This window comes from Paenibacillus sp. FSL R5-0486 (genome assembly GCF_037975155.1).
Taxonomy (GTDB): Bacteria; Bacillota; Bacilli; order Paenibacillales; family Paenibacillaceae; genus Paenibacillus; species Paenibacillus amylolyticus.
This window is the reverse complement of the sequence record NZ_CP150237.1, coordinates 3,005,933-3,022,047: the sequence shown is the minus strand read 5'-3', so window position 1 is coordinate 3,022,047 and position 16,115 is coordinate 3,005,933. Positions and strand designations below refer to the sequence as shown.

10 protein-coding genes are annotated in these 16,115 nt (G+C 47.3%); 2 read left to right on the top strand and 8 right to left on the bottom strand.

Annotated elements, in window-relative coordinates:
* Positions 1-52: 52 nt before the first annotated feature.
* Positions 53-1,888, bottom strand: a complete 1,836-nt coding sequence (locus MKY01_RS13680) for an assimilatory sulfite reductase (NADPH) flavoprotein subunit (RefSeq protein WP_339286634.1) — start codon at positions 1,886-1,888, stop codon at positions 53-55.
* Positions 1,889-2,106: 218 nt separating this feature from the next.
* The gene (locus MKY01_RS13675; protein ID WP_280523071.1) at positions 2,107-2,496 is read right to left on the bottom strand and encodes a winged helix-turn-helix transcriptional regulator; all 390 of its coding nucleotides are present in this window, start codon (positions 2,494-2,496) and stop codon (positions 2,107-2,109) included.
* Positions 2,497-2,673: 177 nt separating this feature from the next.
* Here MKY01_RS13675 and MKY01_RS13670 point away from each other — a divergent pair, with 177 nt between their 5' ends.
* Positions 2,674-3,234: an NAD(P)H oxidoreductase gene (locus MKY01_RS13670; protein WP_036670680.1), complete on the top strand. Its 561-nt coding sequence runs from the start codon at positions 2,674-2,676 to the stop codon at positions 3,232-3,234.
* Positions 3,235-3,403: 169 nt separating this feature from the next.
* Here MKY01_RS13670 and MKY01_RS13665 read toward each other — a convergent pair whose 3' ends face one another.
* Complete coding sequence (locus MKY01_RS13665) at positions 3,404-8,626, bottom strand: S-layer homology domain-containing protein (protein ID WP_339286633.1); 5,223 nt, start codon at positions 8,624-8,626, stop codon at positions 3,404-3,406.
* A 453-nt stretch (positions 8,627-9,079) separates the two neighbouring features.
* Positions 9,080-10,636: an ABC-F family ATP-binding cassette domain-containing protein gene (locus MKY01_RS13660; RefSeq protein WP_017688769.1), complete on the bottom strand. Its 1,557-nt coding sequence runs from the start codon at positions 10,634-10,636 to the stop codon at positions 9,080-9,082.
* 197 nt (positions 10,637-10,833) lie between these two features.
* Here MKY01_RS13660 and MKY01_RS13655 point away from each other — a divergent pair, with 197 nt between their 5' ends.
* Complete coding sequence (locus MKY01_RS13655) at positions 10,834-11,307, top strand: SET domain-containing protein (RefSeq protein ID WP_100528913.1); 474 nt, start codon at positions 10,834-10,836, stop codon at positions 11,305-11,307.
* 230 nt (positions 11,308-11,537) lie between these two features.
* On the opposite strand, the gene MKY01_RS13650 is transcribed toward MKY01_RS13655, so the two are convergent.
* From MKY01_RS13650 to MKY01_RS13635, 4 genes are read right to left on the bottom strand one after another with little or no spacing between them, the layout of a single operon-like run.
* Complete coding sequence (locus MKY01_RS13650) at positions 11,538-12,146, bottom strand: DUF1349 domain-containing protein (protein WP_036608539.1); 609 nt, start codon at positions 12,144-12,146, stop codon at positions 11,538-11,540.
* A gap of 57 nt (positions 12,147-12,203) precedes the next feature.
* Positions 12,204-13,550, bottom strand: a complete 1,347-nt coding sequence (locus MKY01_RS13645) for an NAD(P)/FAD-dependent oxidoreductase (RefSeq protein ID WP_339287160.1) — start codon at positions 13,548-13,550, stop codon at positions 12,204-12,206.
* A 50-nt stretch (positions 13,551-13,600) separates the two neighbouring features.
* Entirely contained in the window at positions 13,601-15,115 is a 1,515-nt protein-coding gene (gene opuFB, locus MKY01_RS13640; protein ID WP_339286631.1) for an osmoprotectant update ABC transporter permease/substrate-binding subunit OpuFB, read from the bottom strand.
* Entirely contained in the window at positions 15,108-16,082 is a 975-nt protein-coding gene (locus MKY01_RS13635; RefSeq protein WP_339286629.1) for an ABC transporter ATP-binding protein, read from the bottom strand. Before MKY01_RS13635 ends, opuFB begins: the two co-directional genes overlap by 8 nt.
* Positions 16,083-16,115: the final 33 nt, after the last annotated feature.

The window sequence follows — 16,115 nt, the reverse complement described above, 5'->3', positions numbered from 1 at the left end:
CTGCTTTCTCCTCTCGTCTCTGCGGGATGGTGCAATCCGGCTGGGCCGGTGATTAATAGACGTCCCGCTGATAACGTTTCTCCTGCTGTAACCGTGTCAGATATTCCGATGCCTGCTCAGGCGATAAACCGCCTTCTTGTTCAAGAATCGTGGTGAGCGCAGCATGCACATCATGTGCCATTTTTTTCTCGTCACCACAGATATATACGCTTGCACCTTCCTGAAGCCACTGGTACAGTTCTTTGCTGTGTTCCAGCATGCGATGTTGTACATACACTTTCTGTTCCGTATCACGTGAAAAGGCTACATCCATCTTCGTGAGCACACCATCTTTGAGCCAACGTTGCCATTCCGTCTGGTACAAGAAGTCCGTGGCGAAATGCTGATCTCCGTAGAACAGCCATGTCTTGCCCTCTGCTCCTGTCTCTTCACGCTCACCAAGGAAAGATCTGAACGGCGCCACACCTGTACCTGGGCCAACCATGATGATCGGTGTATCCGGGTTCTCAGGCAGCTTAAAATTCGGGTTATGCTGTATATATACAGGCAAGGTGTCGCCAGCTTCGATTCGTTCAGCCAGATGTACCGAGCATACACCGTAACGTTCTCTGCCACGTGCTTCATAACGTACCGAACGAACAGTAAGATGAACTTCATCCGGGAAAGACTTCGAACTACTCGCTATGGAGTATAGACGTGCCGGAATTTTGCGAAGAGCAGCTACAAATTCTCCGGCAGGAATCCCTTTCAGATTATAATCATGAACCAGATCCAGCAGATCACAGCTATTCATGACCGTGCGGAATTCGGAATCATCTGCGAGTAACGCTGTCAGGCCACTCCCAGGATTCAGTTTCGCAAGTTGTTCCACGACCGGTTTCGTCACAGCTGTAATTTCAAAATAACGCAGCAACGCTTCTTGCACAGATGCCTGATCGCCATTTTTATTCACGGTCACGCGTTCATCGGCATTCCATCCCATGGCTGCAATCAATTCATCTACAAGGCGCGGATGATTCTCAGGGAATACCCCAAGGCTGTCACCTGGCTCGTAATCCAGGCTGGAGCCTTCCAAAGACAACTCAATGTGGCGTGTTTCACGGTCCGATCCTCTGCCATTCAGATTGAGATTCTCCAACACTTCAGCCTTGAATGGATTCGTGCGATCATATTCGGATTCCCCGCCGCTCACCGCTGCTGTGACAGCCTCAGTGGTTACCGTACTCGCACCAGCAGATGTACTGCTTAAGGATGCCAGTACTTCATTCATCCACTCTGCAGCTGCTTCATCAAAATCAACATCACAGTCCACACGCGGTACAAGGGCTGTACCACCCAATTCCTGCAATCGTTTATCGAAGTCCTTACCTGTCTGACAAAAGAACTCATAGGAGGTATCTCCCAGAGCCAACACCGAGTAACGAAGTCCTTCAAGCTTCGGAGCCCGTTTGCTGTTCAGGAATTCATGCAGCGGAATCGCATTATCCGGTGGTTCGCCTTCGCCATGCGTACTGACGATGATGAGGAGATTTTCAATTTTCTTGAGTCCGTTCGGTTTGAAATCTCCCATCGATGACAACGTTACCTGAAGACCTTGCTCTTCAAGTTTCTTGGCCAGCTTTTTCGATAGGCCACTGGAATTCCCGGTTTGTGAACCAAAAAGCACGGTAACTTCCTGGGATACTGGCGGAGCACTGACAGGTGCAATACCTGTAGCTGGTGCAGCCTGTACCAGGTTAGCTGGAGCCGCTATAGTCGCGCTTGTCTGAATTGCTGCAATATATCCGCTCAACCAAGTACGTTGTCCATCGGTCAATGTAGGAATAAGACGATTAAGCAGTTCAACTTGTTCTTGATTAAAAGGGCTGTTTGTCACTTGAAGTTCCACTGTTTGCCACCTCGCGCATTGCTTCGATTTTAATTCCGACTAAAATCATCACATTAATTTAATTTCTTCTCTCTAAAACCTAACACACCGGGTGTTGAGGGTCAATTTCAATGATTTTATAGCATTTATCAGTTTCGCTGATAAAGGACAAAAAACAACAAAAACCCTCCTTTTTAAATCAAGGAAGGTTTTGTTTTATTTTTAATTTGGCGGCCAGCTCAAGTTGAAGTTGAAAGTGGAATATAGTCACTAAAATGATCTCCTAGCACTCTGCTTTTATCTCCGTATACTCTGTCCAAGTGATTCTCTCCCCATAGACATATGCGGTCAATGATGTCCTGTAGAGTCAAGCCGTACTCTGTCAGCTCATACTCTACCTTGGGCGGAATCTGAGGATGAATGATCCGATGGATGATTTCATTCTTTTCCAGTTCACGCAGCTGCTGGGTTAAGACCTTCTGGGTAATGCCAGGAATGGCTCTGCGAAGTTCGCTTGTTCGTTTTTTACCTGATATCAGCTGATGCAGAATAAGAATCCTCCATTTTCCACCGACCAATTCCAGCATCGCCTGCACACCACTCTCATATTTTTTCATTTCTTGTTCCACTTGTACTCCCCCATAATTCACATATATGTATATCCGTTATTAAAAGTAACCGAAGAACCCCAAAGTATCTACAGCACTCTCAGGTGCGTACTTCTCAAGAAGATGTCATGAAACTTATAATAACATTGGTCAGAATGTTTAACCAAAATAAAAAGAAAAAAGGATGGTTACTCCTACATGAAAGTTAAACTGGTCGTTACTCACCCAAGACAGGATTCCCTAACATTTGCCGTGATGAATCGTTTTATAGAAGGTATGCAGGAGAATTCCCATGAAATCGATATCCTCGATCTATATCATGACGGATTCGATCCCCTATATCGTGTAGAAGATGAGCGAGACTGGCAAAATCCCGATAAACAGCATGCCCCTGTGATTCGCAAAGAGCTGGATCGTGTGCTTGCGGCTGATGCGATTGTATTTGTTTTCCCGATCTGGTGGTACAACGTTCCCTCCATGCTCAAAGCTTATCTGGACAAAGTATGGAACATGGGGCTGCTGAACAAGGCAAACTCCAAAAAGGCACTGTGGATTGCACTAGCTGGGGGGACGGAGGCTTCATTCCATAAATACGACTATTACAACATGATTTCGAATTATCTGAATAACGGTATCGCGGGTTATGCAAGAATGCAGGAATCACGAGTCGAATTCCTCTATGAAACCATTTCAGAATCCAAAGAACATATTGAAAGCTTGCTGGAGCAAGCATACCAAATCGGCAAACATTACAATTAACAATTCGCAGAAATTACAGATAACAACTGCAGAACGATAGGAGATTACTCGTTCGTTGAGTAACTGACTTTTCGCCCATGACGGGCGTACAATCAAGAAGGCTTACTCCAACCTGGGTTCCAGGTCAAAGTAAGCCTTCTTTTTCACACGCTACGATTCTGGTGTATCATCATTTATTCCATACCAGTTTGCTCATCATCGCATATAACAACGTTGCCGATTCGGCTCGGGTCGCTTCGGCAAGTGGTTTCACCTCACCGTTGTACCCGTGGGCGATACCCAGATTCACAAGTAATGCCACACTATCCCTGGCATAGGTGCGAATCTCGGAAGCGTCACGGAAACGAGTAAGGTTATCTGTTACAGTCGTCTCAGAGTCAACCAGTCCAGCCGCCGCAAGTGCTCTCACTGTCAACGTCATCATCTCCTGACGAGTGATCGTCGACTCTGGCAAGAAGCGCCCGTCACCGGTACCACTGGTGATACCTAGCGAACGTGCAGCTGTAACTGCTTCGTAGTACGGAGCAGTTTCGTTTACATCAGAGAACGCATTCCCGGAAGAAGCATTCAAACCCAGCGCAGCCATCAACCATTGCATGTATTGGCCGCGGGTCATTTCCTGTTTTGGATGTAACTGCGTGGAATCACCGCTTGCCTCTGTACCAATTACACCTCTAACAGCCAAAGCCTCCATTGCTTTCTTGGCCCACTGCACTTCTGCAAGATCTGTGAATGTCTGCTCCACAGGCACAACAGCATAATTTCCTGTGAGTGATGTTACGGAAAATACAAGCTGCCCGCTTTTTTGATCGTAGTAACTTTGCGGCAATGGGGTTGCCACACCGTTCGCGCCAATGGCAAATGCTACAATCCGATCCTGCTGAGCATTTTGTGAGGATTGGAATGGCAGACGAACTATTAACTGGCTTTCCGATGGCCATGGTTGACCATCCACTTGAAGTTCAAGCTGGACTCCATATTGCGTGCCGAGCTGATCTGCGACTGTTTTTGGCAGCTCCGTTCTGACCAATCGGATTGATGCAATCCCATCACCAACGATATCCTTTGTCAACAGTGTCGCAGGAAGCTCCAACATTCCCAGCTCTGTAACAATGTTGAACACATGTGACTCACCCTGATCTATCAACACAGAGGCAGGCAGAGACAATTCATATGCCGTTGCTCCCGAAACCGGCTTCAGCCGAAGTTCGACCAAGCGCTGGCCCGCATCTGTTGAAGGGGCAAGTTTAAAAGCATCTTTAATCGTTGAAACATCCACGTTGGACTGCACTACACCCTTCTGATCTGACTGTCCCTGCAACTCCAGAACAGAACGGTCCTTCTCCGGTTTAGGTTGTGGTACCGCATTCTCTGCACTTGGGTTACCACTTCCTGATTGTCCGCCATTGCTGGATGAACCAGAACCATCTCCTGGATTTCCACCGGAATTGCCGCCTGGACTACCGCCCGAACCAGGGTTGCCTCCGGGTGAAGGTACAAATGCGAGCACCTTCACCGTCAACGGTGCAGTCAAGGCTTTACTGTCGTCAGAAGTTCGAGTAATTTCCAACTCCAATGTTACCGTTGTTTCCTTAGATGGTGGAACAATCGTTCCATCGGTTTGAATGACCGACGGTGCCGAACTGGAAGTGATCTTCACCGTGAAACCTTGCGGCACGGATGGTAACTTCAGTTTTTTCGCACCTGCCGAAGGCTGTTCCAACGCTGCAATGCTTGTGGCTACATCAGTAGCGCTCTGCTGAACCGTGTGCACCTGATAAGCGGAAGATACACCTCGCACCGATTGCCCCGTCGCATCCAAAGCTTCCACTTTGTAATAATATTCTGTGCCGGGGTTCAGTTCACTGTCCGTATACTCCCTTCCATTGCCGTTATAGACCACCTTATACTCTCCTTGCTCACGATCTGAGCGGTAGAGCTTGTAGCTTGCTGCACCAAGATGAGCATCCCAGTAAAGCGTTGCGCTCGTTGAATCTAACGCATCAGCATTAAGGCCAGCACTATCATTTGCAGGTGGAGCGGCGTCAGGTTTAACGATCATAATCCAGCTAATCATCGGGTCCTGCGATGCCGTATTGCGCACGGTCAACTCTAGCTTGTTGTCCGACACGCTGATGTCTTTGTGGGCTCTAACGCTGGCAGGTGTAAAAGAAACTGCACCGGTATTGGTGCCATTGATGATGAGATTCGCTCTGCGCGATGTATTGCTCCACGGATCGTTGAATCCGGCGTACACATCGTATGTCCCGTTTGGCACATCAAATGTATAGGTTAAGTCCGTGCCTTTAGGAGAATTGCTGACATTGCCACCGTTCAGATAACGTACGGTCGAGAATATATCCCCGCCATTCGAACCGGATGCCAGTGCATCTGCGCTGACATAACCCCAATTACGTCCCTCAGCCGGAGCGTACATCTGATCGGCCGTTCCCGGGTTGGCAAGCGTTCCTTTCATATAAGCACCCATGAGGCTGTAATCAGCCGTTTCGTAACCTCCGCTGTTCACAAAATATAGTGTATTCTCCGGAATGACGTTTACGTGAACTGCCTGCTTTTTGTTGTTATATTCCGGTGTCGTTACCTGTAATGTGAGCGGTCCTGGCTTAGCAAAATCTTCTGCCGTCATGGCCCGGTTATCAATCGTCCATACTGCTGGCGTTGATACCAGTGCTCCACCCTCGCGCACATTCAATGTTGTTGGCAGGGATGGGACTTTGCCTAGCGCCACGGCTTCTGGCAACGGATCAGCAATATCAACCTTGCCCATCGAATTCAGCAGATCAGGTGTCCAGCTGTTATACCACTTGATCGCGATGTCGGAGCCTATTCCAAACTCAATTGGCAAGAACACGTATTTTGCAGCATCATTCGAGAAATTGCCACCATTCCACGTATCCCCCACGTAAATGAATTTGCCTTTTTCCGGGTCGACCGGAATGACGGAAGTGGTCTGTGTGCCAAATGCTTTGCCTGGATCGGGATCACTCGGCAACGTACGCACGAACGGATTGGTCTGCGTTGACCACGGGCCAAAAATGTTATCCGCAACCGTCACTTTGTTTTCGTTAGGGGCCCAGCCAGAAGCTCCGGAAGTCAAAATATAATATTTCCCCTGATACTTGAACATCGCTGGTGCTTCGCGTTGCCCACCCGGGAACACACGCACGTAATCGACGCCGTATTCCGCCTGATAGGTGGAATCTCGTACCGGATTGCCTTTGTCATCCGTTCGTCCTTCCTTATGCCACCCTGTTACGTCACTGTAGTCTTCATTCAGTTTGGAGATATAGAGCGTCAGGTTTTCTTCGCTGGAGTAGATCAGATAACCGGTACCGTCATCGTCCTTGAACAACGTCATATCACGTGCCATACCCCGGTCGCTTGGGAAGAAATCTTTCTCCCCTTCGGGAGCTCTGTCCATCCGGTAACTCTTCTGATACACAAAAGGCCCTGTTGGAGAGTCGCTGATCGCATAACCGGCCCGCGCCTTACCATAATTCGCATTATCGTTATAGGGGTCCTTGTCGCCGTCCATGTGGGCCCACATCACGTATTTCTGCGTTTTGTCATTGTAGATGACCTTTGGTCGTTCAATAATCCGTCCTTTGCGGATATCTGCCCAGATATCCACGCGGTCCTCACGCCCCGCATACAATTTGGAAATCAACGGGTCATTGTCAAAATCATCCATGGATTGAAGCGTCGTCAGAGCCATGCCTCCGTCGGTCCAGTTCATCAGATCCTTGGATGAATACACACGCACACCAACAGCTGGCCAGCCGCCCTTATGATATTCGCCATACCAGTAATAGGTCTCCGTCTGTTCATCATAGAAAAAGCCAGCCCCATGCGCATCAATCGGCTTCCCGTCCAGATCTGGCCACAATTGCCCTGGTGTAATGCTTGTGCGAACTGTGGCAACACCCAGCGGTGCGGATGCTGGAGAAGTTACGCCGTCCACGGTCGCCTGAATGATGTAAAAATATCCTGTGCCCATCGTCAGACCGCTATCGTTAAACGTGTTTTCATTGCCACTATAGACCTGCTGATACGTACCCGTAGCACTGGTTGAACGGGACACGATATACGTTACATCAGATCCAGGCAAGACATTCCACCCCAGAGAGATTGATGTGTCCGTCACAGCTGTGGCAGCGAACTCTGCTGGAGAGTCAATGGAGTATGTCGTAGCTTCAGCAACAGCGGCCGCTGACTCACCAGCTGCATTAAAGGCCGTCACACGATAGCTGTAGCTAGTGCCGGGCTCAAGCTCCTGATCTGTATAAGTAAGCACCTTCCCTTCATAGATCTGCTCATATTGCTCACTGCCAGCTTCAACCCGAACCACCCGATAACCAGTTGACTTGTCTACAGCGGACCAAGATAGCTTCACGCTTGCGGCATTGAGTGCTTCGGCCTTTAATTCGCCAGGAGCCTGTGGTGCCGACGCAGTCGTCCGAACTTCCAGCGGAGCAGTCCATAATGATTCGGTTAGGCCTCCGTATTCATAAGCGAGCCTGTAATAATACACCGTATCCCCGCTTAATCCTTCATCCATGTGTTCCAAAGTTCCGGTACTGGTTACCAGAGAATAACCGCCTTCAGACGTAGAGGAACGGTACAAGCGATAGGCTGATGCTCCCGCGATTTCAGACCATTGTAGGGAAACCGAAGATGCCGTCTGCTCTGCAATGATGAGCAAAGCATCGTTCACTGGTGGCTGCTCGGCAATAATAACGTCATCCATATGTACCGACTGCCACTTATTTCGAATGCCAACAACACCTGACCCAATGGAAGAATCGTTTAAATCAAATACCAACCGATCGGAGCCATTTTCGGCGATATATCCTCGAATGGTGGCACCCGACAGCACTATTTTGAGTGTGTACCACGTATCTTTGGCAAACGCATAGTCCACCGTTTTCAACGTTGTATCGCCGTTATTCACCTTTTTGCTGAAGACCAATTTGTTGTTAGGTACCTGCATTTGAAAATAGTAAAAGTTGCTCTTATCCTGAAACCGCGGCAATATTCCCGGATACCCCTGACCAGCTCCCGTGTAAAAGCGCATAGACACGGTCATGTCCGACATGGAGTCTCCAGTAGAGATGATGCCTTCATTGGTATCGCTCTGGAAAAGCGTAAAGTTGGACGCATCTGTCGGGTCAGCGAACACTTCCCAGTTGCCTGAGCTTACGTTCCACGCGGGTGATTCCGTGAAATTCCCATCCGAAAAATCGTCCTGCAACAACGTGGCGGGTATACTGCTCAGATCGGCATACGCCTTACTCGGTAGCATCAACGGTCCCGAAGACAGCGCAAGTGTTGCTGATAACATAAATATCATGGGTTTCCTGAGTTTATCCAATGTTCATTCTCTCCTTTGGCATGAAAGATGAAAGCATGGTTCATGTATGCGCGGTGTTGTTGTTCAGCCTATCCTCAGCAACCAGTGGTCAGTAACGAGCTTTTGTCCACCCCTTATTTTAATGAAACCGGTTTCATTGGAGTGCAAAAAAAAGACCCGTCTTCCCTTCTAAGTGCAATGATACCCATACGGAATACCGTGTTTTCTTTGCCCCTATGCAGTGAAACAGGTTTTTAATATATAAATGTAATCACTTTCCTGAATTATATTATTGCCTTATTCAAGCTGTCAACTGTGAATTGGGCTCAAACATTTTTCGTTAAAACCACGCAAAAAAGGCGCGAGTTCTGCCTGTTTTGCAAGCAAAATTCGCGCCTTTTCTCACGCTTCGAGCTTGTTCGCAAGCTCGCACATGATTCGTAATCAAAAGCGGACTTTTTGAACAACCTCTATTTAGAATACTTTTGTTGTCCACGACTCACAGTTCCACGTCTCCGTAACGACATCACGGTAGAATTCCGGTTCGTGGGAAATCAGAAGAATACTGCCTTTGTAAGCCTTGAGCGCACGTTTCAACTCTTCCTTGGCATCAACGTCCAGATGGTTCGTCGGCTCATCGAGCACAAGCAGGTTGGTTTCATTATTGATCAGCTTACAGAGACGCACTTTAGCTTTCTCCCCACCACTTAGTACAGCTACCTTGCTCTCAATGTGTTTTGTAGTCAAACCACATTTTGCAAGTGCAGCACGCACCTCGAATTGGGTATACGAAGGGAACTCCTGCCAGATCTCTTCAATACATGTATTGTAGTTGGCATCCTTCATCTCTTGCTGGAAGTAACCAATCTCCAGATGTTCACCACGTTGAACGGTTCCTTCCAGAGCTTGAATTTCACCCAGAATACTGCGCATCAGCGTTGTTTTACCAATTCCGTTCGCACCAACGAGGGCAATCTTCTGTCCACGCTCCATACGCAGATCCAGTGGTCTGGACAACGGTTCGTTGTATCCAATTACAAGACCTTTGGTTTCGAAAATGAGCTTGCCGGATGTTCTTGCATCACGGAAGTTGAACTGCGGTTTCGGTTTCTCCTTGGCGATCTCAATGACATCCATCTTGTCGAGTTTCTTCTGTCTGGACATCGCCATATTGCGTGTAGCTACACTTGCTTTGTTACGCGCTACAAAATCCTTGAGGTCAGCGATCTCTTGTTGTTGGCGTTTGTAGGCCGACTCCAGCTGCTGTTTTCTCATCTCATGCACTTCCTGGAAATGATCATAATCGCCCACATAACGAGTTAGATTCTGGTTCTCCATGTGATAGATCAAGTTGATAACACTGTTCAAGAACGGAATATCGTGAGAAATGAGGATAAATGCATTCTCATATTCCTGCAAATAACGTTTCAGCCATTCGATATGCAATTCATCCAAATAGTTCGTAGGCTCATCGAGCAGCAAAATATCGGGTTTTTCCAGCAGCAGCTTGGCAAGCAGTACTTTGGTACGTTGTCCACCACTCAGGTCATTGACGTCTTTATCCAGACCGATATCCGTCAGACCCAGACCACGTGCGGTTTCATCCACTTTGGCATCGATCATGTAGAAATCCTGGTTCGTCAGCGTATCCTGAATCGTACCCACGTCTTCAAGAAGTTGTTCAAGTTCCTCCGGTGTAACATCGCCCATTTTGCCATACATATCATTCATTTCCTGTTCCATGTCAAACAAATACTGGAACGCGCCGCGAAGTACGTCACGGATCGATTGGCCTTTATTCAATACAGCATGCTGGTCCAGATAACCAACACGCATCCGTTTGGACCACTCCACCTTACCTTCATCCGGCTGAAGTTTTCCTGTAATAATGTTCATGAAGGTGGATTTACCTTCACCATTGGCCCCGATCAGACCAATATGTTCGCCCTTCAACAGGCGGAATGAAACGTCGTTAAAGATAGCACGGTCACCAAAACCGTGACTTAATTTTTCTACATTTAATATGCTCATTCATGACACCTTTTCTATATAGACTTAATTCTTTGTATATTATAAGCGTTATATCCTGCACAACTCAACGCCATATTAAAAATTATTCCACCTTTTTGTCTGAAATTTGCCTTATATGAAAGTATGGGTTAAAATTTTGCCTTAACGAATTACTATTATATAGAACGGAGCTCTTCGAAGAGCATCAGGTGAAGATTATGATTGAAGTGAAACAATCCAAGTTGGGTGATGGTGGTGAGTTTAACCGCGGGGTATTTGCTACCGTTGATATTGCCAAAGGAACGCTTATCCATCAGGCACCCGTTGTGCCTTACCCAAATGAAGATCATGAGCATGTCGAAAAAACGATTTTGGAAGATTACGTGTTCGAATATGGGGCGAATCATACCGCAATTCTGCTCGGTTACGGCAGTCTGATCAACCACTCTTATGAACCTAACGCTACTTACGATATCAATTTTGATAACCACACCTTTGACTTCTACGCGTATACAGACATCAAAGCTGGCGACGAAATCGTAATCAATTACAACGGTGAGGAAGACAGCATGGACCCGTTATGGTTCCTGGACGATTACGAGGAGCGTATGCTGGAGTTCAATAAGTCCAATGATGATGAGGGTGAAAAAGAGACTGAACCCCATTCCCTGGATACGGACACGAGTAAATAAACGTTAAACTCAAGTAAAGTTCGCAAGCACTCTGTTGTATGTGCGAAAAGAACTCACTGTACCCGGTGAATGATGAAATGAGTAACTGGAGACTTTTCACAGTCCAAAGTTTAAACACACAAATAAGCAAGTCCTCCGTTAATGGAAGACTTGCTTATTTGTGTTGTCTTGCTTTCTAAGCCAGATACACCTGTTCATGTTTTATTGTTTATCGTGCATCTTAACTTGTTTTAATCTGTAATCGGCGGATCTGTATGCAAGTCTTGATCGGGTGTCGTGGATCTCCACTTGGTAAAGGCTACCTCGAACCCTGCACGCTTTGGTGAACACAGAAATGGACCTGCATGTTTGTTCGTTGGATAGGCAAACCGTGCAACCCGAATCGTACGCCAAGGATGCTCATCTGTGCGTGCACGAATGACAACAGCCTCATTACTGTAGGAGGCTCTGATTGTTACGATTCGTCCACCCCACTCTGGCACAGGAGAGAGTGACCAATCCGAATATGTATCCGTCACGACGGCTCCAACATGTGCCACACCATCATTGACCTCAACTCCGGCCTTGATCCATTGGTCTTCTCCGTACCATAACATTAATCCCGCTTGATCATATAATTCGGTGAATGAGCTTAGATCAAACGATACCTCAATCGCTTCCGTTCCGTCCCATGGAGCAAGCATGGCGTGTCCATCCCGATGACAGAACCCGTAGAATGTGTTCTCCCAAAAGTCACTGCCTTCCCGAGCTTCCACAACGAAACGATCCCCATCCATCCGTGCAGCAACGGGTTCCTTAGTCCACTTGCCTTCATGAAGCCCAATAAAATCCGATGACATCGTTATTTTCATCCTTTCTTCCGTCCCAAAGGGGGGTCCATCCTCACTTCATCACTTCTAAATTAAAGAACCCAGATCCGATGCAGCAGTAGGATATGCAAAATTCATGGTGTTTAACTGATCGATAGTCAGATTGAACTGAATCGCCATTGCAAAAAGGTTAATCAATTCTTCTGTTTTGCTCCCGAGCACATGCGCGCCCAGAATACGCCCGGTTGATTTATCGATCACCACTTTGGCCATGGCAAATTTTTCATGAGTTCGCTTGTAAGTATACCATTTCGACATATCATTTACCTGCACCTCGTAGCCCTCTTTTTTGGCTTGTTCCGTGCTCATACCTACAGCTCCAAGGGCAGGGACAGTAAACACAATGGAAGGCATCACCTTATAATTAGGTTTGTGTTGATTTCCCTCCAACAAATTGAACGATACAGCCCGGGATTCCTGACCTGCTAACGGGGTTAAAGGCAACCCTTTAGTATCCGTTACATCGCCAGCAGCATACACTCTCGGATTACTTTCACTTTGCAAGTACTCGTTCACCGTAATCCCCTTTTTGCTGTAGCTGACGTTGGCTTTCTCCAATTCCAGCCCATCCACATTAGGAACACGCCCGGCTCCATGAACGACAAGTCCGCACTGCCACTGGTGATCTGCACCATTACGTGTGCCATGAACGACATAGGCGTTCCCCTCTTGCCGTATGGACTTCACCTCCGCGTTCAAGTGAACATGAATGCCGATCTCTTTTGATTTTTGCAACAAAGATTCTACAAGCTCCACATCAAACGACTTCAGAGGCTGTTCACTCCGATGCAGGATATGGACTTCCGTCCCGGCTCTGGCCGCAATATGCGCAAACTCAAATGCAATGTATCCGCCGCCTACCAGAACTAAACGATCCGGCAACTGTTCCAGATCCAGAAAGTCATCACTATATATAAGATGCTCCGAGCCCTCAATCTCAAGTGGCGCAGGTCTTGCACCGGTAGCAATCAGAATGTGTTTCCCATGGAGAACTTCTTCACCAACTCGAATATGATTTTCATCGACAAATGAAGCTTTACCATGGAACGTATCCATTCCGGCCTGTTTGAATTGATCTTCACTTGCTCTAGGTATGCTCTCGGTAAAGGTGCGTTTAAAGGCCATAAGTTCAGACCAGTTGATGGTCGCCTGTCCCTGAATTCCTTTCCCTTGCATCCGTTCATTCCAGTCAATCAGCTCAGCCGCTCCAGCCAGCACTTTCTTGGGATCACAGCCACGCAGTGCACACGTTCCGCCGAACTCACGTTCATCAATTACAGCAATTTTCCATCCAGCTTCAGCGCAACGGGTGATAACAGAGCTTGCCGCGCTTCCTGTTCCAATTGCAATCAAGTCATACGTTTTTTGTGTCATCATGGTTCCTCCTCATCCTTTTGGTACATCTAGTGCAGGGATGTCTGAAGTTACAGCAATCCAGCCTGTTTAAGGTACTCTGCTGCAACCTGTTCAGGATTCGCTCCCTCTACGTTCACGTCATAGTTCATCTGACGCATCTCATCATCCGTAATTTTGCCAGCAAGCTGATTCAGCACCTCAACCAGTTGTGGATATTGATCTGCCGTTTCTTGACGAAGCATCGGCGAGCCTTGATACGGTGGGAATAACTCCTGATCATCCTCCAGCACAACGAGTTCATACTGTCTCAACTCACTGTCTGTGGAGTAAGCATCAACGAGATTGATATCTCCGCGCTGAAGAGCACCATAGCGAAGCTTGGGTTCCATTGTTGCAACGTTCGGGAATTCAATCCCATACTTTTTCTGTATGCCAAGGTATCCGTCTTCCCGATCCGAGAATTCCAGCGTGAATCCTGCCTTTATCTGCTGTTCCACCGGTTTGAGATCCGAAATGGTCTTGAGATTGTATTGATCTGCGATGCTCTTTGGAACGGCCAACGTATACGTATTGTTGTAATCCATAGGGTTCAGCAGCACCATGTTGAACTGGCTCAGCATTCCATCTCTTGCTTGTTCGTAGACCTCTGTTCGATCCGTACTCACAGCCGTTTCCTTCATAAATTCGGAGATCGCTGTCCCCGTGAATTCGGGATAGATGTCAATATCACCCGACTTGAGTGCATTAAAAAGGAATGGTGTTTTGCCTAATCCGGGTTTTAGTTCAACGGTCAGGTCTGTATCTTTTTCGATTAACAATTTGTACATATTAATGAGAATTTCGGGTTCCGCCCCCAATTTCCCGGAAATGACGAGATCCTTCTGTCCACCACGTGCCACGAAGGGAATGGTAATCACAAGTATCGCGATTATTGCCAGCGAACCAAGGGTAACCAATGTTTTCTTAAAGGATAACCGCTGGAACTGACGTAATAGTACATCAAACAAAATAGCCAGCAATGCGGCCGGAATGGCTCCAAGGATGATCAATGCCGTATCGTTCCGATCAATGCCCAGCAAAATTAATGCACCCAAACCTCCTGCGCCGATCAAGGCAGCAAGTGTCGCCGTTCCTACAATAAGCACCATCGCAGTCCGAATTCCGGCCATAATGACAGGCATCGCCAGTGGCAGTTCCACTTTGATTAGACGTTGCCAACTATTCATGCCCATCGCATTCGCCGCTTCGACCATGGAAGGATCAACTTCGGATATGCCTGTGTACGTGTTGCGGAGTACCGGAAGCAGCGCATACACCACCAGTGCAATGATTGCAGGAAGTGTGCCTATGCCGAATAACGGGATGAGCAATCCGAGAAGCGCCAAGGAAGGTATCGTCTGCAACACAGCCGTAACCCCAATAATCGGTTCAGCGACTTTTGGCTTGCGTGTCAAGTAAATACCAAGCGGAATAGCGATGAGGACAGCAAAGAACAATGCGATAAATGAGATCTGAATATGTTCCAGCAGAGCAGACAACAACTGACCTTTGCGCTCACTGAACACCTCCGTGAATCTACTCATGTCCTTCACCTCGTTCCTGTAACTGACCAGACCAGTATTTCATCAGATCAACTCGACTGATCTCGCCAATAATCTGGCGGTTACGTTCAACCAACAGATGGTCATGGGAAGCCATGATATCAACTAATTCCGTTAACGTAATGGATGCAGGAACGGCAGTTTTGGCTGATTTTGGCACCTGACCCGGTGAGAGTGGTGACATGATGGATTCGAGATCAAAATCAGATTGTGAACTCGTATCGGTGTTAGGACTTCCAACAAATTCACTTACGAAATCATTAGCTGGCTGTCGGATCAGTTCTTCCGGGGTACCTACCTGCAAAACCTGTCCATCCTTCATAATGCAGATGCGATCCCCCAGCTTCATCGCTTCCTGAATATCATGGGTGACAAACACAATTGTTTTTTTCATCTGACGCTGGATATCCAGAATATCGTCCTGTAATTTCTCCCGACTCATTGGATCGAGTGCACTGAACGGTTCATCCATCAAAACTATCTCGGGATCGGCAGCGAGTGCACGCAACACACCAATTCTCTGCTGTTGTCCTCCGGATAACTCGGACGGTTTACGCTCACTGTATGTATCTCCGTGCAAACCAACCATGTCCAGTAACGTATGTACACGCTCCTTGATTTGATCTGACTTCCACTTTCGCAGTTCAGGAACAACTGCGATATTTTCGGCAATTGTCATATGCGGGAATAGTGCAATCTGTTGCAGTACATATCCGATATTCCAGCGCAACTCGTGAATGTTGTATTCATCGATTGGGCGTTCATTAATACGCACTGTTCCATCTGTTCGCTCAATCAGGCGATTGATCATTTTGAGCATGGTGGTTTTGCCACATCCACTCGGACCAATCATGACAAACAGTTCTCCCTTGTTAATGTTGAGGTTAACCTGACGCAAAGCCGTTGTTCCATCAGGATATTGTTTTGATACATTTTCGAACTGAATCATTCGCTCTCTTCGCCCCTTTATCTAGGGCGTGTT